The sequence below is a fragment of the Pseudomonas sp. 9_2_1 genome (assembly GCF_059295275.1).
In genome coordinates this window covers 1-26675 of the sequence record NZ_CM181239.1, presented here as the reverse complement: position 1 = coordinate 26675, position 26675 = coordinate 1, and the positions used below count along the sequence as shown (strand labels likewise).

The 26675-nt window shown below is 61.9% G+C and carries 23 protein-coding genes; 12 read left to right on the top strand and 11 right to left on the bottom strand.

Annotated features, from left to right (window positions below):
* Nucleotides 1-192: 192 nt before the first annotated feature.
* The 5 genes from def to AC5O5I_RS00095 are packed head-to-tail and all read left to right on the top strand — an operon-like array spanning nt 193 to nt 4715.
* Nucleotides 193-699, top strand: coding sequence for a peptide deformylase (gene def, locus AC5O5I_RS00115; RefSeq protein ID WP_051097836.1), 507 nt, complete (start codon nt 193-195; stop codon nt 697-699).
* A gap of 60 nt (nt 700-759) precedes the next feature.
* Nucleotides 760-1692 carry a methionyl-tRNA formyltransferase gene (gene fmt, locus AC5O5I_RS00110; protein ID WP_172286917.1) on the top strand — a complete coding sequence of 311 codons (933 nt, stop codon included), beginning with the start codon at nt 760-762 and terminating at the stop codon, nt 1690-1692.
* A complete protein-coding gene (gene rsmB, locus AC5O5I_RS00105; protein ID WP_494511891.1) occupies nt 1689-2999 on the top strand; it encodes a 16S rRNA (cytosine(967)-C(5))-methyltransferase RsmB in 1311 nt (436 codons plus the stop codon). The genes fmt and rsmB overlap by 4 nt, the downstream gene beginning before the upstream one ends.
* 22 nt (nt 3000-3021) lie before the next feature.
* A complete protein-coding gene (trkA, locus tag AC5O5I_RS00100) occupies nt 3022-4395 on the top strand; it encodes a Trk system potassium transporter TrkA (protein WP_016712794.1) in 1374 nt (457 codons plus the stop codon).
* Nucleotides 4396-4406: 11 nt separating this feature from the next.
* Entirely contained in the window at nt 4407-4715 is a 309-nt protein-coding gene (locus AC5O5I_RS00095; protein ID WP_172232063.1) for a tetratricopeptide repeat protein, read from the top strand.
* 178 nt (nt 4716-4893) lie between these two features.
* Here AC5O5I_RS00095 and AC5O5I_RS00090 read toward each other — a convergent pair whose 3' ends face one another.
* The gene (locus tag AC5O5I_RS00090) at nt 4894-5781 is read right to left on the bottom strand and encodes a lysophospholipid acyltransferase (RefSeq protein ID WP_172232060.1); all 888 of its coding nucleotides are present in this window, start codon (nt 5779-5781) and stop codon (nt 4894-4896) included.
* A 41-nt stretch (nt 5782-5822) separates the two neighbouring features.
* Nucleotides 5823-6374, bottom strand: a complete 552-nt coding sequence (locus AC5O5I_RS00085; RefSeq protein WP_172286915.1) for a DNA-3-methyladenine glycosylase I — start codon at nt 6372-6374, stop codon at nt 5823-5825.
* Nucleotides 6375-6457: 83 nt separating this feature from the next.
* Between AC5O5I_RS00085 and glyQ the strand changes: the two genes are divergently transcribed.
* The 4 genes from glyQ to AC5O5I_RS00065 are packed head-to-tail and all read left to right on the top strand — an operon-like array spanning nt 6458 to nt 10815.
* Nucleotides 6458-7405: a glycine--tRNA ligase subunit alpha gene (gene glyQ, locus AC5O5I_RS00080; RefSeq protein WP_043198565.1), complete on the top strand. Its 948-nt coding sequence runs from the start codon at nt 6458-6460 to the stop codon at nt 7403-7405.
* Complete coding sequence (gene glyS / locus AC5O5I_RS00075) at nt 7402-9453, top strand: glycine--tRNA ligase subunit beta (protein ID WP_172231281.1); 2052 nt, start codon at nt 7402-7404, stop codon at nt 9451-9453. Before glyQ ends, glyS begins: the two co-directional genes overlap by 4 nt.
* A gap of 3 nt (nt 9454-9456) precedes the next feature.
* Nucleotides 9457-9984, top strand: coding sequence for a D-glycero-beta-D-manno-heptose 1,7-bisphosphate 7-phosphatase (gmhB, locus tag AC5O5I_RS00070; protein ID WP_494511890.1), 528 nt, complete (start codon nt 9457-9459; stop codon nt 9982-9984).
* 45 nt (nt 9985-10029) lie between these two features.
* Nucleotides 10030-10815: a lysophospholipid acyltransferase family protein gene (locus AC5O5I_RS00065; RefSeq protein WP_494511889.1), complete on the top strand. Its 786-nt coding sequence runs from the start codon at nt 10030-10032 to the stop codon at nt 10813-10815.
* Between the two features lie 177 nt (nt 10816-10992).
* Here the strand turns inward: AC5O5I_RS00065 and AC5O5I_RS00060 are convergent, their stop codons facing one another.
* Entirely contained in the window at nt 10993-12612 is a 1620-nt protein-coding gene (locus tag AC5O5I_RS00060; RefSeq protein WP_494511888.1) for an MFS transporter, read from the bottom strand.
* A gap of 97 nt (nt 12613-12709) precedes the next feature.
* Complete coding sequence (locus AC5O5I_RS00055; protein ID WP_172286498.1) at nt 12710-14356, bottom strand: GMC family oxidoreductase; 1647 nt, start codon at nt 14354-14356, stop codon at nt 12710-12712.
* 141 nt (nt 14357-14497) lie between these two features.
* On the opposite strand from AC5O5I_RS00055, the gene AC5O5I_RS00050 reads away from it, so the two are divergent.
* A complete protein-coding gene (locus AC5O5I_RS00050; RefSeq protein ID WP_172286499.1) occupies nt 14498-15385 on the top strand; it encodes a LysR family transcriptional regulator in 888 nt (295 codons plus the stop codon).
* On the opposite strand, the gene AC5O5I_RS00045 is transcribed toward AC5O5I_RS00050, so the two are convergent.
* Genes AC5O5I_RS00045 through AC5O5I_RS00035 form a run of 3 tightly spaced genes read right to left on the bottom strand, consistent with a single transcriptional unit; the run spans nt 15374 to nt 18383 of the window.
* Nucleotides 15374-16192: a sulfite exporter TauE/SafE family protein gene (locus tag AC5O5I_RS00045; protein ID WP_494511887.1), complete on the bottom strand. Its 819-nt coding sequence runs from the start codon at nt 16190-16192 to the stop codon at nt 15374-15376. The genes AC5O5I_RS00050 and AC5O5I_RS00045 overlap by 12 nt on opposite strands.
* Nucleotides 16189-17460, bottom strand: coding sequence for an NAD(P)/FAD-dependent oxidoreductase (locus AC5O5I_RS00040; protein ID WP_494511886.1), 1272 nt, complete (start codon nt 17458-17460; stop codon nt 16189-16191). Before AC5O5I_RS00040 ends, AC5O5I_RS00045 begins: the two co-directional genes overlap by 4 nt.
* A gap of 38 nt (nt 17461-17498) precedes the next feature.
* On the bottom strand, nt 17499-18383 hold the full coding sequence (locus AC5O5I_RS00035) for an MBL fold metallo-hydrolase (RefSeq protein ID WP_172228418.1): 885 nt from the start codon (nt 18381-18383) through the stop codon (nt 17499-17501).
* A 221-nt stretch (nt 18384-18604) separates the two neighbouring features.
* Here AC5O5I_RS00035 and AC5O5I_RS00030 point away from each other — a divergent pair, with 221 nt between their 5' ends.
* Nucleotides 18605-19897 (top strand): sigma-54 interaction domain-containing protein, encoded by a 1293-nt coding sequence (locus AC5O5I_RS00030; RefSeq protein WP_172228420.1) that lies wholly within the window; start codon nt 18605-18607, stop codon nt 19895-19897.
* Between the two features lie 122 nt (nt 19898-20019).
* Nucleotides 20020-20394: an RcnB family protein gene (locus tag AC5O5I_RS00025; protein WP_494511885.1), complete on the top strand. Its 375-nt coding sequence runs from the start codon at nt 20020-20022 to the stop codon at nt 20392-20394.
* Nucleotides 20395-20455: 61 nt separating this feature from the next.
* Here the strand turns inward: AC5O5I_RS00025 and gyrB are convergent, their stop codons facing one another.
* Genes gyrB through dnaA form a run of 4 tightly spaced genes read right to left on the bottom strand, consistent with a single transcriptional unit; the run spans nt 20456 to nt 26675 of the window.
* Complete coding sequence (gene gyrB / locus AC5O5I_RS00020; protein WP_172286502.1) at nt 20456-22876, bottom strand: DNA topoisomerase (ATP-hydrolyzing) subunit B; 2421 nt, start codon at nt 22874-22876, stop codon at nt 20456-20458.
* A gap of 4 nt (nt 22877-22880) precedes the next feature.
* Nucleotides 22881-23984, bottom strand: a complete 1104-nt coding sequence (gene recF, locus AC5O5I_RS00015; RefSeq protein WP_172225088.1) for a DNA replication/repair protein RecF — start codon at nt 23982-23984, stop codon at nt 22881-22883.
* A 14-nt stretch (nt 23985-23998) separates the two neighbouring features.
* The gene (dnaN, locus tag AC5O5I_RS00010; protein WP_016712777.1) at nt 23999-25102 is read right to left on the bottom strand and encodes a DNA polymerase III subunit beta; all 1104 of its coding nucleotides are present in this window, start codon (nt 25100-25102) and stop codon (nt 23999-24001) included.
* A 40-nt stretch (nt 25103-25142) separates the two neighbouring features.
* The gene (gene dnaA / locus AC5O5I_RS00005; RefSeq protein WP_172225091.1) at nt 25143-26675 is read right to left on the bottom strand and encodes a chromosomal replication initiator protein DnaA; all 1533 of its coding nucleotides are present in this window, start codon (nt 26673-26675) and stop codon (nt 25143-25145) included.

Sequence of the window (26675 nt, the reverse complement as noted above, 5' to 3'; positions counted from 1 at the left end):
ATCAAAGCAGGGCCATTTACGTGGCACAAACTGTGGATAACTTTGTGGGTAACACTTTGAAAAGCTGTCCATTGACTGGGGGCTATTACGCCCATAGACACCCTAGACGAGGTTGCCAGGTGCTGAAATCGCCGTTTCCCTTTATTATGTGTGCTCAGTTTTCAACCGACCGCACAGTGACTGCCTGACCTTATGGCCATCTTGAACATTCTCGAATTCCCGGACCCGCGCCTGCGCACCATCGCCAAACCGGTGACGGAGTTCGACGACGCCCTGCGTCAGCTGATCGACGACATGTTTGAAACCATGTACGAAGCCCCTGGCATCGGCCTGGCCGCGACCCAGGTCAACGTGCACAAGCAGGTTGTGGTCATGGACCTCAGCGAAGACCGCAGCGAACCGCGGGTCTTCATCAACCCCACGGTGGAAGAGCTGACCCACGACATGGGCCAGTACCAGGAAGGTTGCCTGTCGGTGCCCGGCTTCTACGAGAATGTCGACCGCCCGCTGCGGGTACGGGTCAAGGCCCAGGACCGCGACGGCAAGCCTTACGAGCTGGAATGCGAAGGCCTGCTGGCGGTCTGCGTTCAGCACGAATTCGATCACCTCAACGGCAAGCTGTTCGTCGACTACCTGTCGCAGCTCAAACGCGACCGGATCAAGAAGAAGCTGGAAAAGCAGCACCGCCAGCAAGCCTGATCCCCACCTTCCAGAAGGCTTGCTCCGGCAAGCCTTTTTCTATTTTGAAGCGAGAACTCCATGCGCATCGTCTTTGCAGGCACTCCAGAGTTTGCCGCCGAACACCTCAAGGCCCTGCTCGACAGCCCTTACGACATCGTGGCCGTCTATACCCAGCCCGACCGCCCTGCCGGCCGTGGCCAGAAGCTGATGCCCAGTGCAGTCAAAGCGCTTGCCGTGGCCCATGACATCCCGGTGTTCCAGCCGCAAACCCTGCGCAATGCCGACGCCCAGGCCGAACTGGCCGCGCTCAAGCCAGACCTGATGGTGGTGGTTGCCTATGGCCTGATTCTGCCGCAGGCGGTGCTCGATATCCCGCGCCTGGGGTGCATCAACAGCCACGCCTCACTGCTGCCACGCTGGCGCGGTGCGGCGCCGATCCAGCGCGCCGTGGAAGCCGGTGACGCCGAAAGCGGCGTCACCGTGATGCGCATGGAAGCAGGCCTGGACACCGGCCCGATGCTGCTGAAGGTGGTCACCCCGATCAGCGCCGACGACACCGGCGGCAGCCTGCACGACCGCCTGGCCGAAATGGGCCCGCCTGCCGTGGTGCAGGCCATTGCCGGCCTGGCCGACGGCTCGCTGCAAGGTGAAGTGCAGGACGATGCCCTCGCCACCTACGCCCACAAGCTGAACAAGGACGAAGCGCGCATCGACTGGAGCCGCCCGGCCGTCGAGCTGGAGCGCCTGATCCGTGCGTTCAACCCGTGGCCGGTCTGCCACAGCACCCTCGATGGCGAAAGCGTGAAGGTGTTGGCCGCCAACTTGTCCACAGGCACGGGCGCCCCTGGCGAGATCCTGTCTGCCAGCAAGGACGGCCTGGTGGTCGCCTGCGGTGACCAGGCGCTCAGCCTGACCCGCCTGCAACTGCCTGGCGGCAAGGCGCTGAGCTTCAGCGACCTGTTCAACAGCCGGCGCGAGAAGTTCGCCGCTGGCAAGGTGCTGGGCCAATGAACCCGCGCCTCGCCGCCGCCCGTGCCCTTGCCGCTGTGCTCAGCGGCAAGGCCTCGCTCAACAGCTCGCTGCCAACGCAGCTGGACAAGGTCGATGAGCGTGACCGTGGCCTGACCCAGGACCTGGCGTTCGGCACCGCGCGCTGGCAGCCACGCCTGGACTTGCTCGCCGCCCAGCTGTTGCAGAAGCCGTTCAAGGCCGCCGATGCCGATGTACAGGCGCTGCTGCTGGTCGGCCTGTACCAGCTGTTTTACACCCGCATCCCGGCCCACGCCGCCATCGGCGAGACCGTAGGCTGCGCTGACAAGTTGAAAAAGCCGTGGGCCAAGGGCCTGCTCAATGCGGTATTGCGCCGTGCTCAACGCGAAGGCGAAGAATTACTGGCCGGCATGGAGCGCGACCCGGTGGTACGTACCGCCCACCCACGCTGGCTGCAGAAGCAGCTGAAGGCGTTCTGGCCCGAGCAGTGGGAAGCCATCTGCGCTGCCAACAACGCCCACCCGCCGATGATCCTGCGGGTCAATCGCCGCCACCACAGCCGCGACGCCTACCTGGCGCTGCTGGCCGAAGCAGGGGTGGGCGCCAGCGCCTGTCGGTACAGCCGTGACGGCATCGTGCTGGCCGAAGCCTGTGACGTGCGCGGCCTGCCAGGCTTCGCCGAAGGCTGGGTAAGTGTGCAGGACGAAGCCGCGCAACTGTCTGCCGACTTGCTCGAACTGGCCCCCGGCCAGCGCGTGCTCGACGCCTGCTGTGCCCCGGGTGGCAAAACCTGCCACCTGCTGGAGGCCGAAGCGGGCCTGGGCCACATGGTGGCGATCGACCTCGAAGCCAAGCGCCTGATCCGCGTGCGCGAGAACCTCGACCGCCTGCAGTTCGACGCCGAGCTGATCGCCTGCGATGCCCGCGACACCGCCAGCTGGTGGGACGGCACGCCGTTCCAGCGCATCCTCCTGGACGCGCCCTGCTCGGCCACTGGCGTGATCCGCCGCCACCCGGATATCAAGCTGACCCGCCAGGCCGACGATATCCCGGCCCTGGCCACGCTGCAGGGCGAGCTGCTCGATGCCCTGTGGCCGACCCTGGAAGTGGGTGGCATGCTGCTGTACGCCACCTGCTCCAGCCTGCCGACCGAGAACACCGAAGTGATCGAGGCGTTCCTTGCCCGTACCGCGGGCGCCCGTGAGCTGGACCTGGCTACCGAAGCCGGCCTGCGCCAGCCCCACGGCCGCCAGCTGCTGGCCCAGGAAGGCGGCCACGACGGCTTCTACTATGCCAAGCTGATCAAGATCGCCGCCTCGCGCGGATAAGACCAAGGGTAGGGAGTAACGGATGAAAATCATCATCCTCGGCGCAGGCCAGGTAGGCGGGACGTTGGCAGAGCACCTGGCCAGCGAGGCCAACGATATTACCGTGGTCGACACCGACGGCGACCGCCTGCGCGACCTCGGCGACCGCCTGGACATCCGTACCGTGCAGGGCCGTGGCTCGCTGCCTACGGTGCTGCGCCAGGCCGGTGCCGACGACGCTGACATGCTGGTGGCAGTGACCAACAGCGACGAAACCAACATGGTCGCCTGCCAGGTGGCCTATTCGTTGTTCCACACCCCGACCAAGATCGCCCGGGTGCGCGAGTCCGCCTACCTGACCCGCGAGGAGCTGTTCGACAACGACCATATCCCGGTCGACGTGCTGATCAGCCCCGAGCAGGTGGTGACCAATTACATCAAGCGCCTGATCGAACACCCGGGCTCGCTGCAGGTGATCGACTTCGCCGAGGGCAAGGCCCAGCTGGTGGCCGTGAAGGCCTACTACGGCGGCCCGCTGGTCGGCCAGCAGCTGCGCCAGATCCGCGCGCACATGCCCAACGTAGACACCCGCGTGGCAGCCATCTTCCGCCGCGACCGGCCGATCACCCCACGGGGCGATACGGTGATCGAGGCCGACGACGAGGTGTTCTTCATTGCCGCGAAGAAGGACATTCGCGCCGTGATGGGCGAACTGCGCCGTATTGATGAAACCAACAAACGCATCGTCATCGCCGGGGGCGGGCAGATTGGCGAACGCCTGGCCGAAGCCATCGAAAGCCGCTACCAGGTGAAGATCATCGAGATGAGCCCGGCCCGCTGCCGGCACCTCTCCGATACCCTGGAGAGCACCGTGGTGCTGCAGGGCAGCGCTTCGGACAAGGACCTGATGCTGGAAGAGAACATCGCCGACGCCGACATCTTCCTGGCGCTGACCAACGATGACGAAGCCAACATCATGTCCTCGCTGCTGGCAAAGCGCCTGGGCGCGGGCAAGGTGATGACCATCATCAACAACCCGGCCTATGTCGACCTGGTGCAGGGCGGTGATATCGACATCGCCATCAGCCCGCAGCTGGCCACCATCGGCACCCTGCTGGCGCACGTACGCCGTGGCGACATCGTCAGCGTGCACTCGCTGCGACGCGGCGCGGCCGAGGCCATCGAGGCGGTGGCGCACGGCGACTCGAAGTCGAGCAAGGTGGTGGGCAAGGCCATCGAGGACATCGCCCTGCCGCCGGGGACCACCATCGGTGCGATCATCCGTGACGAAGAGGTGATGATTGCCCATGACGACACCATGATCGAATCAGGCGACCATGTGATCCTGTTTGTTGTGGATAAAAAGCATATTCGGGATGTGGAGAAGCTATTCCACGTCGGCTTGAGTTTCTTCTAGGAGAAGAAGGCATGCGCGAATCGCTGGAGAAGATGCTGGCCAAGGGTGTGGATAACCCGCTGTTGCGGTTTGGCCTGGGCAAGGCCTGGCTGGACGAGGGCAACGGAGCGGAAGCGGCTGTGCACCTGGCACGCTGCGTAGAGCAGGACCCGAAGTATTCGGCGGCATGGAAGCTGCTGGGCAAGGCGTATCAGCTGCAGGGTGACCTGGCGGCAGCGCGCAAGGCCTGGGAAGACGGGATCGTGGCGGCACAAGCTCATGGCGACAAGCAGGCCGAGAAAGAGATGACCGTTTTTCTTAAAAAACTGAACAAAGCTTGAGATTGCCGGGGCTGCTTTGCAGCCCATCGCCGGCAAGCCAGCTCCCACAGGGACCAGGTAGGCTATTGGACCCAGCGCAAAACCCTGGCTCCCCCAGGTTGAAGCACAGCCCCAGGCCTGCGCGGTCAATGTGGGAGCTGGCTTGCCGGCGAAAGGGGCGCGGAGCGCCCCCAAGATCTCAGTACCAGCGCGGCTCGCCGGGTGGGCGCTTCTTGAAGCGCTTCATGCTCCACATGTACTGACTCGGGTACTCACGCACATAGCGCTCGACCACCTTGCTCATGGCAGCAGCCGATTCGGTCACATCGGTGCTGTACATCGCCTCGGGCGCCGCCTCCAGGATCACCCGGAAGCCCGACCCATCCGGCAGCCGCAGGGCATGCAGGAATACCCCGACCGCCTTGCCGCCCGCCAGCATGTTCGGCACGAACTTGCTGGTCAGTGCCTGGGTACCGAGGAACGGCACGAACACGCCCGCCGACTCCGCCGGCTCCGGGTCGGCCGGGATACCCACCTGGCCACCGCGGCGCACTTCCTTGATCACGCTGAGGATGCCTTCCTTGGTCGAAGGTGCCACGCGGTTGCCCATCTGCACCCGCTGCTCGCGCAGCAGGTCATCCACAGCCTTCAGCTTTGGCGGACGGTAGAAGATGATCGGTTTGCACTGGTTGCAGTAGAAGTGGTTGAGCACTTCCCAATTGCCCAGGTGGCTGGTGATGCCGACCACACCCTTGCCCGAGGCCAAGGCCTGCTCCAGCACTTCCAGGCCGTGCACTTCCTTGACCAGATCCAGCGAACGCTGCGGCGGCCAGATCCAGGCACAGGCGCTTTCTACAAAGGATTTACCGATATCCCGCAGCGCGCGGCCCACCAGCTGCTCGCGCTCGGCCGGGTCCATCTCCGGGAAGCACTTGGCCAGGTTGATGCGCACCACATTGCGCGAACCGTTGGGCACCTTCCACATCAACCAGCCGATACCGGCGCCGACGCGCTGCACAGCGCCCCAGGGCAGCTTGGCAAACAGACGCAGCACCCCGACCATCAGGGCGCCCTTGAACTTTTCCACAGGCCAATTCCTTATTTCAGCGAGGCGCGCATTGTAACCCCTCAGCGCAGCAAGGCGGCGTAGCGATCGCAATCGGTGGTGTGGTCCATGACCATGCCGGTGGCCTGCATGAAGGCGTAGCAGATGGTCGGGCCGACGAAGGTGAAGCCGGCTTTCTGCAGGGCCTTGCTCATGGCCTTGGCTTCGTCGGTCACCGCTGGCACTTCGCTGCGGCCCTTGAAGTGATTGATCTTTGGCTCACCGCCAACGAACGACCACAGCCATTCGCCAGGGTTGTCCACAGCCAGCCAGGCCTGGGCGTTGCGCCGGGCGGCCTTGAGCTTGAGGCGGTTGCGGATGATGCCGGCGTCCTGCATCAGTTCCTCGATGCGTTCGTCGGTCATGTGCGCAAGTGCCGCCGCGTCGAAGCCGTGCATCACCTGGCGATAACGCTCGCGTTTGCGCAATACGGTGATCCACGACAGGCCCGCCTGGAACCCTTCGAGCAAAAGCATCTCGAAGAGCAACGCCGGATCACGCTGCGGCGTTCCCCATTCCTGGTCATGGTAGGCCTGGTACAACGGATCGTCGGTACACCAAAAGCAGCGTGGCATAAGGCTCCAATGAGTAGAGGGCGAGGCGAATCAGGTTATACTCCCGCTCTTTACATCCGCATCCCCAGATACAGGTGAATTTCGTGAGCCAGCCTACGCCAGCCGTGCGTACCTTCCAAGACCTGATCCTCGCCCTGCAGAACTACTGGGCAGCTCAAGGTTGTGTGGTGCTTCAGCCCTACGATATGGAAGTAGGCGCCGGCACTTTCCATACCGCCACGTTCCTGCGTGCCGTCGGCCCAGAAACCTGGAACGCTGCCTACGTGCAGCCTAGCCGTCGCCCCGCCGACGGGCGGTATGGCGAAAACCCCAACCGCCTGCAGCACTACTACCAGTTCCAGGTGGTGCTCAAGCCGAACCCGGCCAACTTCCAGGAGCTGTACCTCGGCTCGCTGAAAGCCATTGGCCTGGACCCGCTGGTGCACGACATTCGCTTCGTCGAAGACAACTGGGAATCGCCGACCCTCGGCGCCTGGGGTCTGGGCTGGGAAATCTGGCTCAACGGCATGGAAGTCACCCAGTTCACCTACTTCCAGCAGGTGGGCGGTATCGAGTGCTACCCGGTCACCGGTGAAATCACCTACGGCCTCGAGCGCCTGGCCATGTACATCCAGGGCGTCGATTCGGTGTACGACCTGGTGTGGGCCGACGGCCCGTTCGGCAAGGTCACCTACGGCGACGTGTTCCACCAGAACGAAGTGGAGCAGTCGACCTACAACTTCGAGCACGCCAACGTCGAGAAGCTGTTCGAACTGTTCGACTTCTACGAAAGCGAAGCCAACCGCCTGATCAAGCTGGACCTGCCGCTGCCGACCTACGAAATGGTCCTGAAGGCCTCGCACACCTTCAACCTGCTGGACGCCCGTCGCGCCATCTCGGTAACCGAGCGTCAGCGCTACATCCTGCGCGTACGTACCCTGGCCCGGGACGTGGCGCAAAGCTATCTGCAAGCCCGCGCACGCATGGGCTTCCCGATGGCCACCCCTGAACTGCGTGACGAAGTGTTGGCTAAGCTGGAGGCTGCACAATGAGTGCTCAAGATTTCCTGGTAGAACTGGGCACCGAAGAGCTGCCACCCAAAGCTTTGGCTACCCTCGGCGACGCCTTCCTGGCCGGCATCGAGAAAGGCCTGCAGGCCGCCGGCCTGAACTACACCGGCAAGCAGGTGTACGCCGCGCCGCGCCGCCTGGCCGTGCTGATTCGCCAGCTGGACGTGCAGCAGCCTGACCGCAGCATCAACATCGATGGCCCGCCCCTGCAGGCTGCTTTCAAAGACGGCGAGCCCACCCAGGCTGCCTTGGGCTTTGCCAAGAAATGCGGTGTAGAGCTGGCCGAAATCGACCAGAGCGGCGCCAAGCTGCGCTTCTCCCAGCACATCCCGGGCAAGGCTACCGCTGGCCTGCTGCCGACCATCGTCGAAGATTCCCTCAACGACCTGCCGATCCCCAAGCGCATGCGCTGGGCGGCCAGCCGTGAAGAGTTCGTGCGCCCGACCCAATGGCTGGTGATGCTGCTCGGCGACCAGGTGGTCGACTGCACCATCCTTTCGCAAAAGGCCGGCCGTGAATCCCGCGGCCACCGCTTCCACCACCCGGAAAACGTGCTTGTCACCACCCCGGCCAACTACGTCGAAGACCTGCGCAAAGCCTACGTGCTGGCTGACTTCGCCGAGCGCCGCGAACTGATCAGCAAGCGTACCGCCGAGCTGGCCATGCAGCAGGAAGGCAGCGCCATCGTGCCGCCGGCGCTGCTGGACGAAGTGACTGCCCTGGTCGAGTGGCCGGTGCCGCTGGTGTGCTCGTTCGAGGAGCGCTTCCTCGAGGTGCCGCAGGAAGCCCTGATCACCACCATGCAGGACAACCAGAAGTACTTCTGCCTGCTGGACAGCGAAGGCAAGCTGCTGCCGCGCTTCATCACCGTGGCCAACGTCGAAAGCCGCGACCCGCAGCAGATCGTGCAAGGTAACGAAAAGGTCGTGCGCCCACGCCTGACCGACGCCGAGTTCTTCTTCAAGCAGGACAAGAAGCAGCCGCTGGAAACCTTCAACGAGCGCCTTAAAAACGTGGTGTTCCAGGCTCAGCTGGGTACCGTGTACGACAAGGCCGAACGCGTTTCCCGCCTGGCCGCGTTCATTGCCCCGCTGATCGGCGGCGACGCCCAGCGCGCTGGCCGTGCCGGCCTGCTGTCGAAATGCGACCTGGCCACCGAAATGGTCGGCGAATTCCCCGAGATGCAGGGTGTTGCCGGTTACTACTACGCGCTCAACGACGGTGAGCCGCAGGACGTTGCCCTGGCCCTGAACGAGCAGTACATGCCGCGCGGTGCTGGCGCCGAGCTGCCGCAGACCCTTACCGGTGCTGCCGTGGCCATCGCCGACAAGCTCGACACCCTGGTCGGCATCTTCGGTATCGGCATGCTGCCCACCGGTAGCAAAGACCCGTATGCCCTGCGCCGCGCCGCCCTGGGCGTGCTGCGTATCCTGATCGAGAAGCAGCTGGACCTGAACCTGACCGGTGCAGTGGAGTTCGCCGTCAAGCAGTTCGGCGCCAAGGTCAAGGCTGCCGGCCTGGCCGAGCAGGTGCTGGAGTTCATCTTCGACCGCCTGCGTGCACGTTACGAAGACGAAGGCATCGATGTGGCTACCTACCTGTCGGTACGTGCCCTGCAGCCAGGTTCTGCGCTGGACTTCGACCAGCGGGTACAGGCTGTGCAGGCCTTCCGCAAGCTGCCGGAAGCCGAAGCACTGGCTGCGGTGAACAAGCGCGTGTCGAACCTGCTGAGCAAAGCCGAAGGCGCCATCGCCGAACAGGTCGAGCCCAAGTACTTCGACAATGCCAACGAGTTCTCCCTGTACTCGGCCATCCAGCAGGCCGACCAGGCCGTGCAACCAATGGCTGCTGCACGCCAGTACAGCGAATCGCTGGCCCGACTGGCAGCACTGCGTGACCCGGTCGACGCCTTCTTCGAGGCGGTGATGGTCAACGCCGAAGACGCCAAGGTACGCGCCAACCGTTATGCCCTGCTCAGCCGCCTGCGCGGTCTGTTCCTGGGCGTGGCCGACATTTCGCTGCTGGGGTAAGCCTTGAAACTGCTGATTCTCGACCGTGACGGGGTGATCAATTACGACTCCGACGCCTACATCAAGACGCTGGAAGAGTGGGTACCGATCCCGGGCTCGATCGAAGCGATCGCGCAGTTGAGCAAGGCGGGCTGGACGGTGGCCGTGGCCACCAACCAGTCCGGTATTGCCCGTGGCTATTATTCGCTGGCAACCCTCGAGGCCATGCACGCGCGCCTGCGCGCGCTGGTGGCCGAGCAGGGCGGCGAGGTGGGCCACATCGTGTATTGCCCGCACGGGCCGGACCAGGGCTGCGACTGCCGCAAGCCCAGGCCCGGCATGCTGCAGGCGATCGCCGAGCATTACCAGGTCGGCCTTGCAGGCGTCTGGTTTGTTGGCGACAGCACAGGTGACCTGGAGGCCGCCCTGGCCGTCGGTGCACAACCCGTGTTGGTAAAAACCGGCAAGGGCGAGCGAACCCTGGAAAAGGGCGTTGCGAAAACTACACTGATTTTCGACGATCTGGCAGCTATCGCCAGAGAACTAATTTAAACAGTGCGCCCCCGGGCGCATTTTTCTCAGGCGGGCACGCCCGCAATGGTACAAGCCACTATGTCGATCCTGCAGGCGATCAGAATCTTTCTTTTTTACCTGCTGCTGGGCACCAGTTCGTTGCTGTGGTGCTCGCTGAGCTTCTTCATCGCGCCGTTCCTGTCGTTCCCCAAGCGCTACAAGTTCATCAACGTGTACTGGTGCCGCTGCGCGCTGTTCCTGGTGCGGACGATTCTGGGCATCGACTACAAGATCACCGGCGCCGAAAACGTGCCGGCCGAGCCTTGTGTGATCCTGTCCAACCACCAGAGCACCTGGGAAACATTCTTCCTTTCCCAGTACTTCTCGCCGCTAAGCCAGGTGCTCAAGCGTGAGCTGCTTTACGTGCCGTTCTTCGGCTGGGCAATGGCCATGCTGCGGCCGATCGCGATCAACCGCGACAACCCCAAGGAAGCCCTGCGCCAAGTGGCGAGCAAGGGTGATGAACTGCTCAAGCAGAAGACCTGGGTGCTGATCTTCCCGGAAGGCACCCGCGTACCGTTCGGAACGGTTGGCAAGTTTTCCCGTGGCGGTACTGCACTGGCGGTCAACGCCGGGCTGCCGGTGCTGCCGATTGCCCACAACGCTGGCAAGTACTGGCCCAAGACAGGCTGGGGCAAGCGCGCGGGCACCATCGAGGTGGTAATTGGCGCGCCGATGTACGCCAACGGCACCGGGCCACGTGCCATTGCCGAGCTCAACGACCGCGCTGCGGCATGGAACGAGGCGACCCAGCGGGCCATGGGTTCGCTGCCACCGGTGGATGAAAAACCCCAGGAGCAGCTGGCTTGAAATTCTGTGGATAACTTGTTAGCAGTTTTTCCAGTCAATGCTCCAAGTCGTCGCTAAGTAACTGTATTTATTGTTAATTTCTTCGTATGACATTTTTCTTGAAAACGTGCATAAGTTTTTTCGAGGCATAAAAAAACCGGCTTTTACAGCCGGTTTTTTTATGGCATGTGGACAGCATCAGACCTTGTCGATATCCACATCCTTGGTCTCTTTCAAGCAGAAGATTCCTACCACCAGGCTGATCCCGGTGACCAACACCGGGTACCACAGCCCGTAGAAGATATCTCCCGTGTAAACCACCAGGGCGAACGACAAGGTTGGCAGGAAGCCGCCGAACCAGCCGTTACCAATGTGGTAGGGCAACGACATCGAGGTGTAGCGTATGCGGGTCGGGAACAGCTCGACCATTACTGCCGCCAGCGGTCCATAGGTCATGGTCGCGATCAGGATCATCGCCACGATCAGCACCACCACCATTACCTCGTTGACCTGCGCCGGATCAGCCTTGGCCGGGTAGCCAGCCTGTTCCACTGCGCTGCGCATGGCGGCTTCGTCGAAACCATTGATGGTCTTGTCACCAATGTTCACCACCACATCGCTGCCCGCCACGCTTACCGAGCTGTAGGGCAGGCCTTGCTTGACCAGGAAGGTCTTGACCTTGTCGCATGGGCTGTCGAAACGCGCCTTGCCGACCGGGTCAAACTGGAAGGTGCAGCTTTTCGGGTCGGCGGTGACCACGATCGGCGCCTGACGGCTGGCGGCGTCGATCTGCGGGTTGGCGTAATGGCTAAGCGCCTTGAACAGTGGGAAGTACAGTACCGTGGCCAGCAGCAGGCCAAGCATAAGGATAGGTTTGCGGCCGATACGGTCCGACAGCCAGCCGAAGAACACGAAGAACGGCGCACCGATTACCACGCTGATGATCAACAGGGTGTTGGCCTGGGCGGGGTCCATCTTCAACATCTGGGTCAGGAAGAACAGCACGTAGAACTGCGCCGTGTAGAAGGTCACGGCTTGCCCGGCGTTGATGCTGAACAGGGCGGTGAGCACTACTTTCAGGTTTGGCCAGGAGGTGAACGACTCACGGATCGGCGATTTGCTGATCTTGCCTTGGGCCTTCATTTTCACGAAGGCCGGCGACTCGTGCATGCTCATGCGGATCCAGGTGGAGATCGCCAGCAGGAAGATCGACAGCAGGAACGGCAGGCGCCAGCCCCAGGTTTCGAACTCATCACCGCTGATGTAGCGGCTGCCCAATACCACCAGCAGGGACAGCAGCAAACCAAGCGTGGCGGTGGACTGGATGAAACCGGTGTGGAAACCACGCTTGCCGTGCGGCGCATGCTCGGCCACGTAGGTGGCGGCACCACCATATTCACCGCCCAGCGCCAGCCCCTGCAGCATGCGCAGGACCACCAGGATGATCGGCGCGGCGATGCCGATGCTGGCGTAAGTCGGCAACAGGCCCACTGCAAAGGTGGACAGCCCCATCAGCACGATGGTGACCAGGAAGGTGTACTTGCGCCCGATCATGTCCCCCAGGCGCCCGAACACCAGCGCGCCGAACGGCCGTACCAGGAAGCCTGCAGCGAAGGCCATGAGGGCAAAGATGAAAGCGGTGGTGTCGTTCACGCCAGCGAAGAACTGCTTGCTGATGACCGCTGCCAGCGCGCCATAGAGAAAAAAGTCATACCACTCGAAAACCGTCCCGAGGGATGACGCGAAAATGATCTTGCGTTCTTCACGGCGGCTGGAGCTGCTGGCCGCCGCACCCTGTTCCTGGATGTAATCCGACATCGTTGCTGTCCTCGGCCCGCAGGCCACAGTGATTATTCTTGTTGTTCCACTGCCGGTGGCTTTCGACCGCAAGCTACCGCTATTGCACGCTCCCGGGTCAGGGGGTCGGTATCGCGTCTTCGTTCAAGTAGGTCTGGGTGGCAGCTCCTTTGAGGATCAACTGGGCCGCCTTCTCGGCGATCATCAGCGTGGGTGAACAGGTATTGCCCGAGGTGATCTGCGGCATGATCGAGGCGTCCGCCACACGTAGCCCGGGGATGCCACGCACGCGCAGCTGGTTATCCACAACATCCATTTCGCCATGGCCCATGCGGCAGGTACCAACGGGGTGGAATATGGTGGTGCCGATCTTGCCGGCGGCTTCGAACAGGTCCTCCTCGGTGTGCAAGGCTGAACCCGGCAGATACTCCCTGGGATCAAAACGGGCGAGGGCAGGGGCCTGGACAATGCGCCGGGTCAGGCGGATGGCGTCAGCGGCGACGCGCAGGTCCTGCGGGTCGCTGAGGTAGTTGGGGTCGATCGATGGCGTGCTGTTCATGTCGGCGCTGCGGATATCGATGCGCCCGCGGCTGACCGGGCGCAGGTTGCACACCGATGCGGTAAAGGCCGGAAACTGATGCAGCGGCTCGCCAAAGCGCTCCAGCGACAGCGGCTGCACGTGATATTGCAGGTTGGCGGTGGCCTGCTCCGGACTGGAACGTGCGAAGGCACCCAGTTGGCTTGGCGCCATGGCCAGCGGGCCGCTGCGGTCATACAAGTAGCGCAAGCCCATGCCCATCTTGCCCCATAGGCTGTTGGCCATCTGGTTAAGGGTGCGGGTGTTGCGGATCTGGTAGATCAGCCGCAGTTGCAGGTGGTCCTGCAGGTTGCCACCAACGCCGGGCATGTCATGGCGTACGCCTATCCCCAGGCTTTCCAGCAGCTGGCGCGGGCCGATACCGGAGCGCTGCAGAATACCCGGCGAGCCCACGGCCCCCGCACAGAGAATGATCTCGCGACGCGCCGCAAACTCATGCCAGCTGCCTTGCCAGGATGCCTTCACAGCCCGGGCCCGGGTGTTGTTCAGCAGCACCTGGTCGACCTGCACACCCGTCAGTACAGTCAGGTTGGGGCGCTGCGCGATAGGCCGCAGGAAAGCCTTGGAGGCATTCCAGCGCACACCGCTGCGCTGGTTGACCTGAAAGTATCCACAGCCCAGGTTGTCGCCGGTGTTGAAGTCATCGACCTTGGCAATGCCGCTTTGCTCGGCGGCATCGCGGAAGGCATCGAGGATCGGCCAGCTGTAGCGCTGCCGTTCGACCCGCCACTCGCCATCACCACCATGGTGCTCGCTGGCGCCCGCAAAGTGATTCTCGCTGGCCTTGAACAGCGGCAGCACATCGTTCCAGGCCCAGCCCTCATTGCCTTGCTCGGCCCAACGATCATAGTCGGCGGCCTGGCCGCGCATGTAGATCATGCCGTTGATCGACGAGCAGCCACCCAAGACCTTGCCGCGCGGGTAACCCAACGCACGGCCACCCAGGCCTGTTTGTGCCTCGGTCTTGAAGCACCAGTCGGTGCGTGGGTTGCCGATGCAGTACAGGTAACCGACGGGGATGTGGATCCAGGGATAGTTGTCGCGGCCACCCGCTTCCAGCAGCAGCACGCGGCAGGAAGGGTCGGCGGACAAACGATTGGCCAGCAGGCAACCGGCGGGACCGGCGCCCACAATTACGTAGTCGAAGACAGAATCGGCTGATGGCATGTGCAACCTCGGGCCTGTTTTTTATTCTTGTCCCGATCCATCTTAGTGAGTATTTTCGCAGGGGAAACACGAGATTTCGCGCAGCCGTTGTGCGTTTTAGCACAGTGGCAAGCTTGCACCGAACTGCCAAAAAGGATCAGCATGTTCGACTGGAACGATCTGCGGTTTTTCCTCGAGTTGCAGCGCAGTGGCCGCCTGCTCACTGCCGCCAAGCGTCTTAACACCACTCACAGTACCGTTGCCCGGCATATCGAGAGCATCGAGCAAAGCCTGGGCACTGCGCTGTTTGTGCAGCATGCCCAGGGCTACGAGTTGACGCCCTCCGGTCAGGCCCTGCTCAAGCACGCCGAAGCCATGGAGAACGTCGCCCTGCTGGCGCAGGAAGAAATCACCCAGGCCATCACCCCATTGGGCAAGATTCGCCTGGGGGTTACCGAAGGCATCGGCATCATGTTCTTCACCCCGCGCATGAATGCACTGTTCGAGCGCTACCCAGGCCTGGAGGTGGAGCTGGTGGCCGTGCCGCGCTTTGTCAGCATTCTCAACCGCGAGGCGGAGATCAGCATCCACCTGGAACGGCCCAACGCCGACCTGCTGATAACCCGCAAGCTCACCGACTATCGCCTGGCCCTTTACGCCAGCCAGGCCTACCTCGATCGCGCACCGCCACTGCGTACCCGCGAGGACCTGGCCCGGCACAGCTGGATCGGTTACGTCGACGACTTGCTGTTCAGCCAGGAGCTGCTGTTTCTCAACAGCTTTTGCCGGGCGCCCAACGTGGTGTTTCGCAGCACCAGCGTGATCGCCCAGCAAGCCGCCGCCCGCGCCGGCCTGGGCATCGCCGTGCTGCCCAACTACATGGCCCGCCACGACCCGACGCTGGTGCGCGTGCTACCCGGCGAAACCATCCAGCGCAGCTACTGGATCTGCACCCGCCGCGAACTGCACAAATCGGTGCGCCTGCGGGTGGTGTGGGACTACCTGTTGGCGCTGTGCGATGCAGAACAGAGCGAGCTGTTAGCCCAATAGCGCTTTGCCAGCCAGCAGCAGCGCGGCCACAAAACCTGCCACGGCAAACATCTGCTGCAGGCGCGGCCCGGCCAACCTGGCTACCAGTGGCCGCGCCAGCAACAGGCCGGCTACCGCACCGACGGCGAACGGAGCGCCGACCTGCCAGTGCATCACCCCAGCCAGGCTGGCGCTGACCACACTGCCGGTAGAGACCAGGGCGATGACCGCCAGCGAGGTGGATACGATGCTGGCCATGCGCAGATTGGTGTAGCGATTGAGGGCCGGGATGATGACGAATCCTCCGCCGACACCGAGCAAGCCCGAAAGCAGCCCGGATAACCCGCCAGTGAACGCCAGAGCCCGCGCGCAGGGCAGGGTCCAGCGCAAACGGCCCTGCAACGGGTTCAGTACACAGGGTTCGATATAGCGGTGGGCGTCATTCGCTTCCCCGCGCAGCTCCCTGGCGGCCTTGCGCCAGATGCGCAGGCAGGCATAAATCAGTACTCCGGCGAACACCAACTGCAAGGGTGTATTCGGCACACGGTGCGCCAGCATTAGCCCGAACGGCGCCGCTGCCACCCCCACCAGCGCAATGAACAGCGCCGCCCGGTAACGCACCAGACCCTGACGCAAGCCCAGCACCGCGCCAACCGCCGCGGCCATGCCGACCGCAAGAAGGCCGACCGGAGCGGCCTCGACCATCGACAGCCCCAGGCCGAACACCAGCAAAGGGACCGCAAGAATGCCACCACCGGCACCGGTCAGGGCCAATACAGCGCCGATGATCGCGCCCAGTCCGGCCCCCAGCAACTGATGCTCGATCACCGCCCACCCTCGGTTACCAGCGGCTGCGGCCGTGCCAGCCACTCACGGCCCTTGAGCATGGCTTGCCAGTACAACGGTGGCAGCGCCTGCGCCTTGAGCAGCCAGGCCAGGCGAGTCGGCTTGCGGCCATCCAGCAACCAGCCGGGAAAGCTTGGTGCCAGTTTGCCGCCATAGGTGAATTCGGCCAGCACGATCTTGCCGCGCTCGACGGTGAGCGGGCACGAGCCATAGCCATCGTATTGAGCCAGGGTAGGCAACCTGCCTAGCGCTACCAGGACGTTGTTTGCCACTACCGGTGCCTGCTTGCGAGCAGCTGCGGCAGTCTTGGCATTGCTGGTATTGGCAACATCCCCAAGTGCATGAACGTTGCTGAAGTTGCGATGCCGGAGCGTGTACGGGTCTACATCAACCCAGCCAGCGGTGTCGGCCAACGGGCTCTCGCGAATGAAATCCGGTGCCACCTGCGGCGGTACCACATGCAGCATGTCGAAGGCTTCGATGCAGGTTTCGCTGCTGCCATCGGCTAGCGTGCGGACAAAAGTGGCGAGCTTGTTCGGGCCGTCCACGGCGATCAGTCGGTGGCTGAACTTGAGGTCCACGGCGTACTTGTCGATGTACTTCATCAGTGCCGGCACGTAATCCGCCACACCGAACAGCACCGCGCCTGCATTGAAGAAGCTGGCTTTGACTGCACCCTGGTGGCCGTTACGCAGCCAGTGGTCGCAAGACAGGTACAAGGCCTTCTGCGGCGCGCCTGCGCATTTGATCGGCATGGGTGGCTGGCTGAACAGGGCGCGGCCCTGCTTGAGCTTCTGCACCAGCTCCCAGGTATAGGGCGCCAGGTCATAGCGATAATTGGAGGTCACGCCGTTACGCCCCAAGGTCTCGCTTAGCCCGTCAATGGCCGCCCAGTCAAGCTTGAGGCCGGGGCAGACCACCAGCTGCTCATAGCTGATGGCGCGGCCGTCTTCCAGCTTGACCAACTGAGCCGACGGGTCGAAGCACTGTACTCGCGCCTTGATCCAGCGCACACCACGCGGAATGGTCGAGGCCATGGTTCGGGCAGTGCTCGGCGCCTTGAACACACCGGCCCCGACCATGGTCCAGCCAGGCTGGTAGTAGTGCACTTCGGCGGGGTCGATCAAGGCCACGTCCAGCGACGGGTCACGGCTGATCAGGCTGGAAGCGGTGGCGATACCGGCGGCACCGGCACCGACGATGACCACTTTGTGGTGGTCGGAATTGGCAGGGGACAACAAGGCAGGCATGGCGGTAAATCCTGGGATCTGGTTATGGGGCAGTACGCTCACAGCTTGTTCAGCGGGATTTTCAGGTAACGCACACCGTTCTCTTCCGGTGCCGGGAGTTGGCCGCTGCGCATGTTTACCTGCACCGAAGGCAAGATCAGCACGGGCATATCAAGGGTTTTGTCGCGAGCTTCACGCATGGCGACGAAGTGGTCCTCGTCGACGCCCTGATGGATGTGGATATTGCTGGCGCGCTGCTCGGCGACAGTGGTGACGTACTGCATGTCGCGGCCACCGGGCAGGTAGTCGTGGCACATGAAAAGCCGGGTCTGGTCGGGGAAGGCCAGCAGTCGGCGGATCGAGCGGTACAGGGTGCGCGCATCGGCCCCCGGGAAATCGCAGCGGGCGGTGCCGTAGTCGGGCATGAACAGGGTATCGCCAACGAACAGCGCAATTTCGCCGGCATCCTCGAACATGAAGCTCATACACGCAGGCGTATGCCCCGGGGTGTGCAGGGCTCGCGCGTGCAGGTTACCTATGCGGAAACCTTCCTCGTCTTCGAACAGCACATCGAACTGGCTACCATCGCGCGCGAATCCGGGCTCGGCATTGAACAAGGCACCGAACACTTTCTGCACTTGCTTGATGTGCGCACCTATGGCGGTATGGCCGCCGAGCTTTTCCTTGAGGTAGGCAGCTGCCGAGAGGTGGTCGGCGTGCACATGGGTTTCCAGCACCCATCGCACGGTGGCCTTCAGTTCTTCCACGCGCGCGATCAGGCGGTCCGCCGAGGCGGTGTTGGTGCGTCCGGATTTGGGGTCGTAATCCAGCACGCTGTCGATCAAAGCACACTGCCGGGTTTCACGGTCCATGACCAGGTAACTGATCGTCGAGGTCGCCGCATCGTAGAAGGCGTCCACGTGAATGTTGTTGCCTATGATCATTACGTTCTCCAATTTATCCGCCCCGCCTTTTCAGGCGCAGGCAGTGACAGGAGGTATATCAAGATGCGTGCCAGCGTTTTTGAGGTTTGCACGCCAATGAAACCGAGCTTTGGCTGAACGCTGCCAGCGACGATGGCAGCCAGGCTGGCAGTCGACTGTCAGCCAATGGCAGTGTTTGGCAGTCCTTGTTACCCTGCGTCTGTCATCCAAACGGTGCCGTCATGCCAGAAGCCCACCCCCTCATCCTAGCTCTGGTTTCCTACCTTGAGCACGATGCCCTGCCAACTATCGTGCTGGACACCGACTACAACATCCTGGCGGCCAACGCTGCCTATCGCCGCCAGTTCGGTAGCCACGGCTTGGCTCCGCTGGGTGAGAAATGCCACAAGGTGTCCCACCACTACGCCGTGCCTTGCGACCAGGCGGGCGAGCATTGCCCGATGCGCAAGGCGTGGGACAGCAAGGTGCCGGAGCGGGTGTTGCACATTCATCACACGCCGCGCGGGCCTGAACATGTTGATGTCGAACTGCGTCCGATACTGGATGAGCAGGGCAGGGTGGTGGCATTTGTCGAGCGCCTGACCACCATCACCCTTGCTGCGGCTCAGCCTCAGGAACAAGGGCTGGTCGGCCGGGCGCCAGCCTTCAAGGCTGCCCTGGCCAGCCTGCAGCGAGCGGCGCCAGCGCAGATCCCGGTATTGCTGCAAGGCGAGTCGGGTACCGGCAAGGAACTGTTCGCCCGCGCGGTGCACATGGGTAGCCCCAGGGCCAACGGTCCGCTGGTGGTAGTGGACTGCACCAGCCTCACCGAGTCGCTATTCGAAAGCGAGTTGTTCGGCTACGAGAAAGGCGCATTCACCGGCGCCAATCAGCGCAAGATCGGCCTGGCCGAAGCAGCCCACGGCGGCACCCTGTTCCTCGATGAAATTGGCGAAGTGCCGCTGGCGATGCAGGTGAAGCTGTTGCGCCTGATCGAGTCTGGCAGCTTCCGCCCGGTGGGGAGCCTGCGTACAGTGCACTCGGACTTCCGCCTGGTGTCGGCGACGCACAAACCGCTCCGGCAGATGGTCGCAGAGGGAAGCTTCCGCGAAGACCTGTATTACCGCATCAGTGGCTTCCCGATCCGCCTGCCGGCACTACGCGAGCGGGTTGAGGATTTGCCCTTGCTCGCGCAGAGCTTGCTGCAGCGTATGGCAGGCAAGGCGACAGCCAGACTTGGCGAAGCTGCGTTACAGCAGCTTGGGCTGCATCCGTTCCCGGGCAACATTCGCGAGCTGCGTAACATTCTGGAAAGGGCGCGGTTGTTTGCCGACGATGGGCTGATTCGGCCTGAGCACCTGCCGGAGGATGTCGGCCCGCCGAGCCAGATCCAAGCGGGCGGTCGCCGCAACAACCTGGGTGAGTTGGCGCAGGCGTTGGAACAGTTCAAAGGCTCGCGCAGCGAATTGGCCAGCCATCTTGGGTTGAGCGAGCGCACGCTCTATCGCCGGTTGAAGGCGCTCGGGGTGTCGTAGCCACCTTTACCGGACCTTTACTCAAGCCCTGACATTACGCGGCAAAAACCGTGGTCTCATCAGTTAACCGAACCCGGCACCCACACAGCTCCACCGGGCGTTAACATGCAGAGGACCCGCAAATGAAAAAAGCCCTAACCGTGATCTGCGCCGCGCTCCTGTTCAGCGCACCGCTGGCCAGTTTCGCGCAGCCAGGCCCTCCTGACCGGCATGACAACGGCCCATCGCACCAAGGCCGACATGACAATGGCCGTGGCCCCGCTTACCGCAACCCGAACTACAGACCGCAGCAAGGTATGCCGGTACCCCATCAGCAGTGGCAACGCGGCCATGTTGTGGACCCGCATTACCGTGGCGACCGTTACTGGGTGACGGACTGGAAAGCACGCCACCTGTATGCGCCGCCGCGTGATCACCGCTGGTTGTCTGTGAACGGCGACTATGTGCTGGTGGCAATCGCCAGTGGTGTAATCGTCAACATCCTTAGTGGTTACTGATTTCTCAGGCACTAAAAAGCCCGCATCAGCGGGCTTTTCAGTGGGTGCTGTCTACACCTGATCAGAAGTCCAGGTTCGACACCGACAGCGCGTTGCTTTCGATAAATTCACGACGCGGTTCGACTGCATCACCCATCAGGGTGTTGAAGATCTGGTCGGCGGCGATGGCATCTTCGATGGTGACCTTGAGCATGCGGCGGACGGTTGGGTCCATGGTGGTTTCCCACAGCTGATCAGGGTTCATCTCACCCAGCCCTTTGTATCGCTGGATAGTGTGGCGCTTGGTGGTTTCGTTCATCAGCCAGTCCAGGCCTTCCTTGAACTCGACAATCGCCTTGCGGCGTTCGCCGCGCTGCACATAGGCACCTTCACCCAGCAGGCTGGACAGCTTGGTACCGACGTTGACCACCGTGCGGTAGTCATTGCTGCCGAAGAAGTCGCGGTTGAACGTGATGTAGCTGGCCAGACCGTGCGAGGTAATCTCGACTTCCGGCAACCAGACATTGCGTTCCTTGTCTTCACGCAAGCTCGCCTTATACGCCAGGCCAGACTTCTGGCTGTTGTTCAAGCGCTCCTGGAATTTGCTCAACCAGGCCTGCATGGTCGCGTGATCGCCGAGCTGATCCAGGGTGACTTCCGGCAGGTAGATGAAGTGCTCGGTCAGCTCTTCCGGGTACAGGCGCGACAGGCGCTTGAGCGTCTTCATCACGCTGCGGAACTCGTTGACCAACGCCTCCAGCTGCACGCCGGAAACAGCTGGCGCAGACTCGTCCAGGTGCAGGCTGGCATCTTCGAGGGCCGACTGGGTCATGTATTCTTCCATGGCCTCGTCGTCCTTGATGTACTGCTCCTGCTTACCTTTTTTCACCTTGTACAGTGGCGGCTGGGCGATGTAGATGTAGCCGCGCTCGACCAGTTCCGGCAGCTGACGGAAGAAGAAGGTCAGCAGCAGGGTACGGATGTGCGAACCGTCGACGTCAGCATCGGTCATGATGATGATGTTGTGATAACGCAGCTTGTCGATGTTGTACTCTTCGCGGCCGATACCGCAGCCCAGCGCAGTGATCAGCGTGCCCACTTCCTGGGACGAGATCATCTTGTCAAAGCGCGCCTTCTCCACGTTGAGGATTTTGCCCTTCAACGGCAGGATCGCCTGAGTGCGACGGTTGCGGCCTTGCTTGGCCGAGCCACCTGCGGAATCACCCTCCACCAGGTACAGCTCGGACAGGGCAGGGTCCTTTTCCTGGCAGTCGGCCAGTTTGCCCGGCAAGCCGGCGATATCCAGCGCGCCTTTGCGGCGAGTCATTTCACGGGCTTTACGTGCAGCTTCACGGGCACGGGCAGCGTCGATCATCTTGCCAACGACGGCCTTGGCCTCGTTCGGGTTTTCCAGCAGGAAGTCGGAGAAATACTTGTTCATCTCCTGTTCCACGGCGGTTTTTACCTCCGAGGAAACCAGCTTGTCTTTGGTCTGCGAGCTGAACTTTGGGTCTGGAACCTTCACCGAAATGATCGCGGTCAGGCCTTCACGGGCATCGTCACCCGTAGTGGCTACCTTGTTCTTCTTGGCCAGGCCTTCCTGCTCGATGTAGTTGTTCAGGCTACGGGTCAGCGAAGAACGGAAGCCCACCAGGTGGGTGCCGCCGTCGCGCTGAGGAATGTTGTTGGTGAAGCACAGCAGGTTTTCGTTGAAGCTGTCGTTCCACTGCAGGGCGACTTCAACACCTACGCCATCCTCACGCTGGATGTTGAAGTGGAACACCTGGGAGTTGACTGGCGTCTTGTTGGTGTTCAGGTACTCGACGAATGCACGCAGCCCGCCTTCGTACTTGAAGAACTCTTCCTTGCCGCTGCGTTCATCCTTCAAAAGGATGCCGACACCCGAGTTGAGGAACGAGAGCTCACGAATACGCTTGGCCAGGATGTCCCAGCTGAAGTGAATATTCTTGAAGGTTTCAGCAGAAGGCTTGAAGTGGATGTGGGTACCGGTGGTTTCGCTTTCACCCACAACTGCCATGGGTGCCTGTGGAACACCGTGAACGTAGGTCTGCTCCCAGATCTTGCCGCTACGGCGAACGGTGAGTACCAGCTTCTCGGACAAGGCATTCACAACGGAAACACCTACACCGTGCAGACCGCCGGAGACCTTGTACGAGTTGTCGTCGAACTTACCGCCGGCGTGCAGCACGGTCATGATGACCTCGGCTGCAGAAACGCCTTCTTCTTTATGCACGTCGACCGGAATGCCGCGACCGTTGTCGCGAACACTGATGGATTCGTCCGTGTGGATGATGACGGTAATGTCATCGCAGTGACCGGCGAGGGCTTCGTCGATCGAGTTGTCGACCACCTCGAAGACCATGTGGTGCAGGCCGCTACCATCATCGGTGTCGCCAATGTACATGCCGGGACGCTTGCGCACGGCATCCAAACCTTTCAGCACCTTGATGCTGGAGGAATCGTACGTTTGATTTTCGCTCATGCCTTCACTCCCGATGGTCGTGGGTCTGGGTGATACGGCCTTGTTCCACGTGGAACAAAGCAACTGGCGTTTCCGTCTGCCAGCCTTCCCTCAGTAATTCTTGATCTACACAGGTGATGAACACCTGGCAGCGTAATTCTTCTAGCAAGCGGCATAGCGCGCGGCGGTGCTGGTCGTCCAGCTCGGACGGCAAGTCATCCACCAGATAAATACAGTGACCGCGGCGAGCCTGACTAACCAGGTGCCCTTGGGCAATACGCAAAGCGCACACCACCAGTTTTTGCTGACCACGCGACAGGATGTCGGCTGCGTTGTTGGCAGCCAGACGAAGACGCAGATCAGCACGCTGCGGACCGGCCTGGGTATGGCCCATCTGCTGATCGCGCAGGAGAGAGGAGGCGAGTACTTCTTGCAGTTCGCGGTCCTTGTCCCAGCCTCGGTAGTAGCTAAGGGTCAACCCGTCCAGCTCGACCAGTTCACTCAGGGTTTGCTCGAAGACAGGCTTCAAGGCCTTGATGTAGTTGCGGCGGTATTCATCTATTTCCGCGCTGGCCAGGCACAATTCCCGGTCCCAGGCGGCTTGCGAAGCTGGGTCAAGTGTACCATGACGCAACCATGAGTTCCGCTGCCGCAGCGCCTTCTGCAGGCGTTGCCATGCTGGCAGGAAACGAGGTTCCACGTGGAACACCCCCCAATCCAGAAACTGCCGGCGGATTTTCGGGGCACCTTCCAACAGCCGGAAACTGTCTGGGTTGATGAGCTGAAGCGGGAGCAATTCTGCAAGTTGCGCCGCGCTGCGCGCATTTTGCCCATCGATGCGAATAGTGAACTCCCCTTGCCGCTCCCTGGACACGCCCAGGTTGCTGGTGCCACCCTCGGCCAGCTGTACTTCGCCAAACACGGTACAGGCCGGCTGCTCATACTGAATGACAGGGTTCAGGCGAGTGCTGCGGAATGAGCGCGCCAGCCCGAGCAAGTGTACGGCCTCAAGCACGCTGGTCTTGCCGCTGCCGTTGGCGCCGTAAAGGATGTTGATACGGGGGGAGGGTAAGAGTGTCACCGGGTGCAGGTTGCGCACCGCGGTGACCATGATACGTCGAAGGGACATTTCGCCAGCTACGGTTACAGACGCATCGGCATGACAACGTAGGAAGAATCGTCGTTGCCAGCTTCCTGCAGCAGAGCGCTGCTGTTGGAATCAGACAGGATCAGACGAACTTGCTCGGTAGTCATCACGCCCAAAACGTCCAGCAGGTAGCTGACGTTAAAGCCGATTTCCAGCGAGCTACCTTCGTAGTCAACGCTGATTTCTTCTTCGGCTTCTTCCTGCTCGGGGTTGTTCGCCTGAATTTTCAGTTGGCCAGCAGCCAGCTGCAGACGGATGCCGCGGTACTTTTCGTTGGACAGGATCGCCGTACGGCTAAAGGCTTCACGCAGCGCCTGACGATCGCCCACCACCAGCTTGTCACCGCCCTTGGGCAGCACGCGCTCGTAGTCCGGGAACTTGCCGTCCACCAGCTTGGAGGTGAAGGTGAACTCGCCGGTAGTGGCGCGGATGTGGTGCTGTCCAAGCACAATACTGACCATGCCTTCCGGGTCGGTCAGCAGGCGTGCCAGCTCCAGGATACCTTTGCGCGGCACGATCACCTGATGGCGATCATCTTGCTCGATAGGCGCGGTCATGGAGCACAGCGCCAGGCGGTGACCGTCGGTAGAGACCGCACGCAAGGTGTTGCGGGAAACCTCCAGCAGCATGCCGTTAAGGTAGTAGCGCACATCCTGCTGAGCCATGGCGAAGCTGGTGCGCTCGATCAGACGGCGCAGCTTGCTTTGCTCCAGGTTGCAGGTCAGCGAGCCAGGGCCTTCTTCCACGGTCGGGAAATCATTGGCGGGCAGGGTCGACAGGGTGAAACGGCTGCGGCCGGCCTTGACCAGCAGTTTCTGCTCGTCGACCTTGATATCGATCAGGGCGTCGTTCGGCAGGCTTTTGCAGATGTCCATCAGCTTGCGCGCCGGCACAGTGATTTCGCCAGGCTCGGCCGGCTCTTCCAGTTGCACGCGGCCTACCAGCTCGACTTCCAGGTCGGTACCGGTCAACGACAGTTGCTGGCCCTGTACGACCAGCAATACGTTGGACAGGACCGGCAAGGTCTGACGGCGCTCGACGACACCGGCGACCAGTTGCAGGGGTTTCAACAGGGCTTCGCGTTGAATGGTGAAATGCATGGTCTAGTCCCTTGCCTTCAATTAGCTGCGCAGACGGCCATCAGGTCGTCAGCGTCCGCAGCAGGTTCTTGTAGTCCTCGCGGATGTCCGCGTCGGATTCCTTCAGTTCGTTGATTTTGCGGCACGCGTGCAGCACGGTCGTATGGTCGCGACCACCGAACATGTCGCCGATTTCCGGCAGACTGTGGTTGGTCAGCTCCTTGGACAGGGCCATTGCCACCTGGCGTGGGCGCGCGACAGATCGCGAACGCCGCTTGGACAACAGATCGGAGATCTTGATCTTGTAGTACTCGGCCACCGTCCGCTGGATGTTATCCACACTCACCAGCTTGTCCTGCAGCGCCAACAAGTCCTTCAGCGACTCACGGATCAGCTCGATGGTGATGTCGCGGCCCATGAAGTGCGAGTGGGCAATCACCCGCTTCAGTGCACCTTCCAGCTCACGGACGTTGGAGCGGATGCGCTGGGCGATGAAGAAGGCTGCATCGTGTGGCAGCTCGACCTTGGCCTGATCGGCCTTCTTCATCAGGATGGCAACCCGGGTTTCCAGCTCCGGCGGCTCGACCGCCACCGTCAGACCCCAACCAAAGCGCGACTTCAGGCGCTCTTCGAGGCCTTCGATCTCTTTCGGATAACGGTCAGACGTGAGGATTACCTGCTGGCCACCCTCAAGCAAGGCGTTGAAGGTGTGGAAAAACTCTTCCTGCGAGCGCTCTTTGCGGGCAAAGAACTGGATGTCGTCGATCAGCAGCGCATCCACCGACCGGTAGAAGCGCTTGAATTCGTTGATGGCGTTGAGCTGCAGCGCCTTGACCATATCCGCAACGAAGCGCTCCGAATGCAGGTACACAACCTTGGCGTTCGGGTTTTTCTTCAGCAGGTGGTTACCCACAGCATGCATGAGGTGGGTTTTACCCAGACCCACACCACCATAAAGGAACAGCGGGTTGTAGCCATGCTTGGGGTTATCGGCGACCTGCCAGGCGGCCGCGCGGGCCAACTGGTTCGATTTACCTTCGACGAACGTGTCGAAGGTAAAGGTACGGTTCAGGTAGCTGGTGTGCTTGAGGGCACCTTCAACCTGGACAGTGCGCTGTTCGGTGCGGGTATTGGCGGCTGGCGCAGAAACGGGCTCGGCCATGGCATCGAAGCTGTTACGCGAAGACGGCAACGCCTGCTCATCGACCAACACGGGCTCGGCAGACGTTGCAATGACAGGCTCGACTGCGGCAACTGCAGGCGCAGCCTTCTGCGTCTGGGTTTGCGCCAGCGAGGCAGCCACCGCAGCACTGACCGGCGCATTGGGTGCGGCCCGGGGTGCAGAACTGCGACGGCTACCGATCAACAAGGACAGGGCAGGCGCAATCCCGCTGCCGTTTTCACCCAACAGCTCGAGCAAGCGACCCAGGTACTTTTCATTGACCCAATCGAGAACGAAACGGTTAGGCGCATAGACGCGCAACTCGTCGCCTTCGGCTTCGACCTGTAGCGGACGGATCCAGGTGTTGAATTGCTGGGCAGGCAGTTCATCGCGCAGAAGCTCCACGCACTGCTGCCAAAGTTCCACTGACAC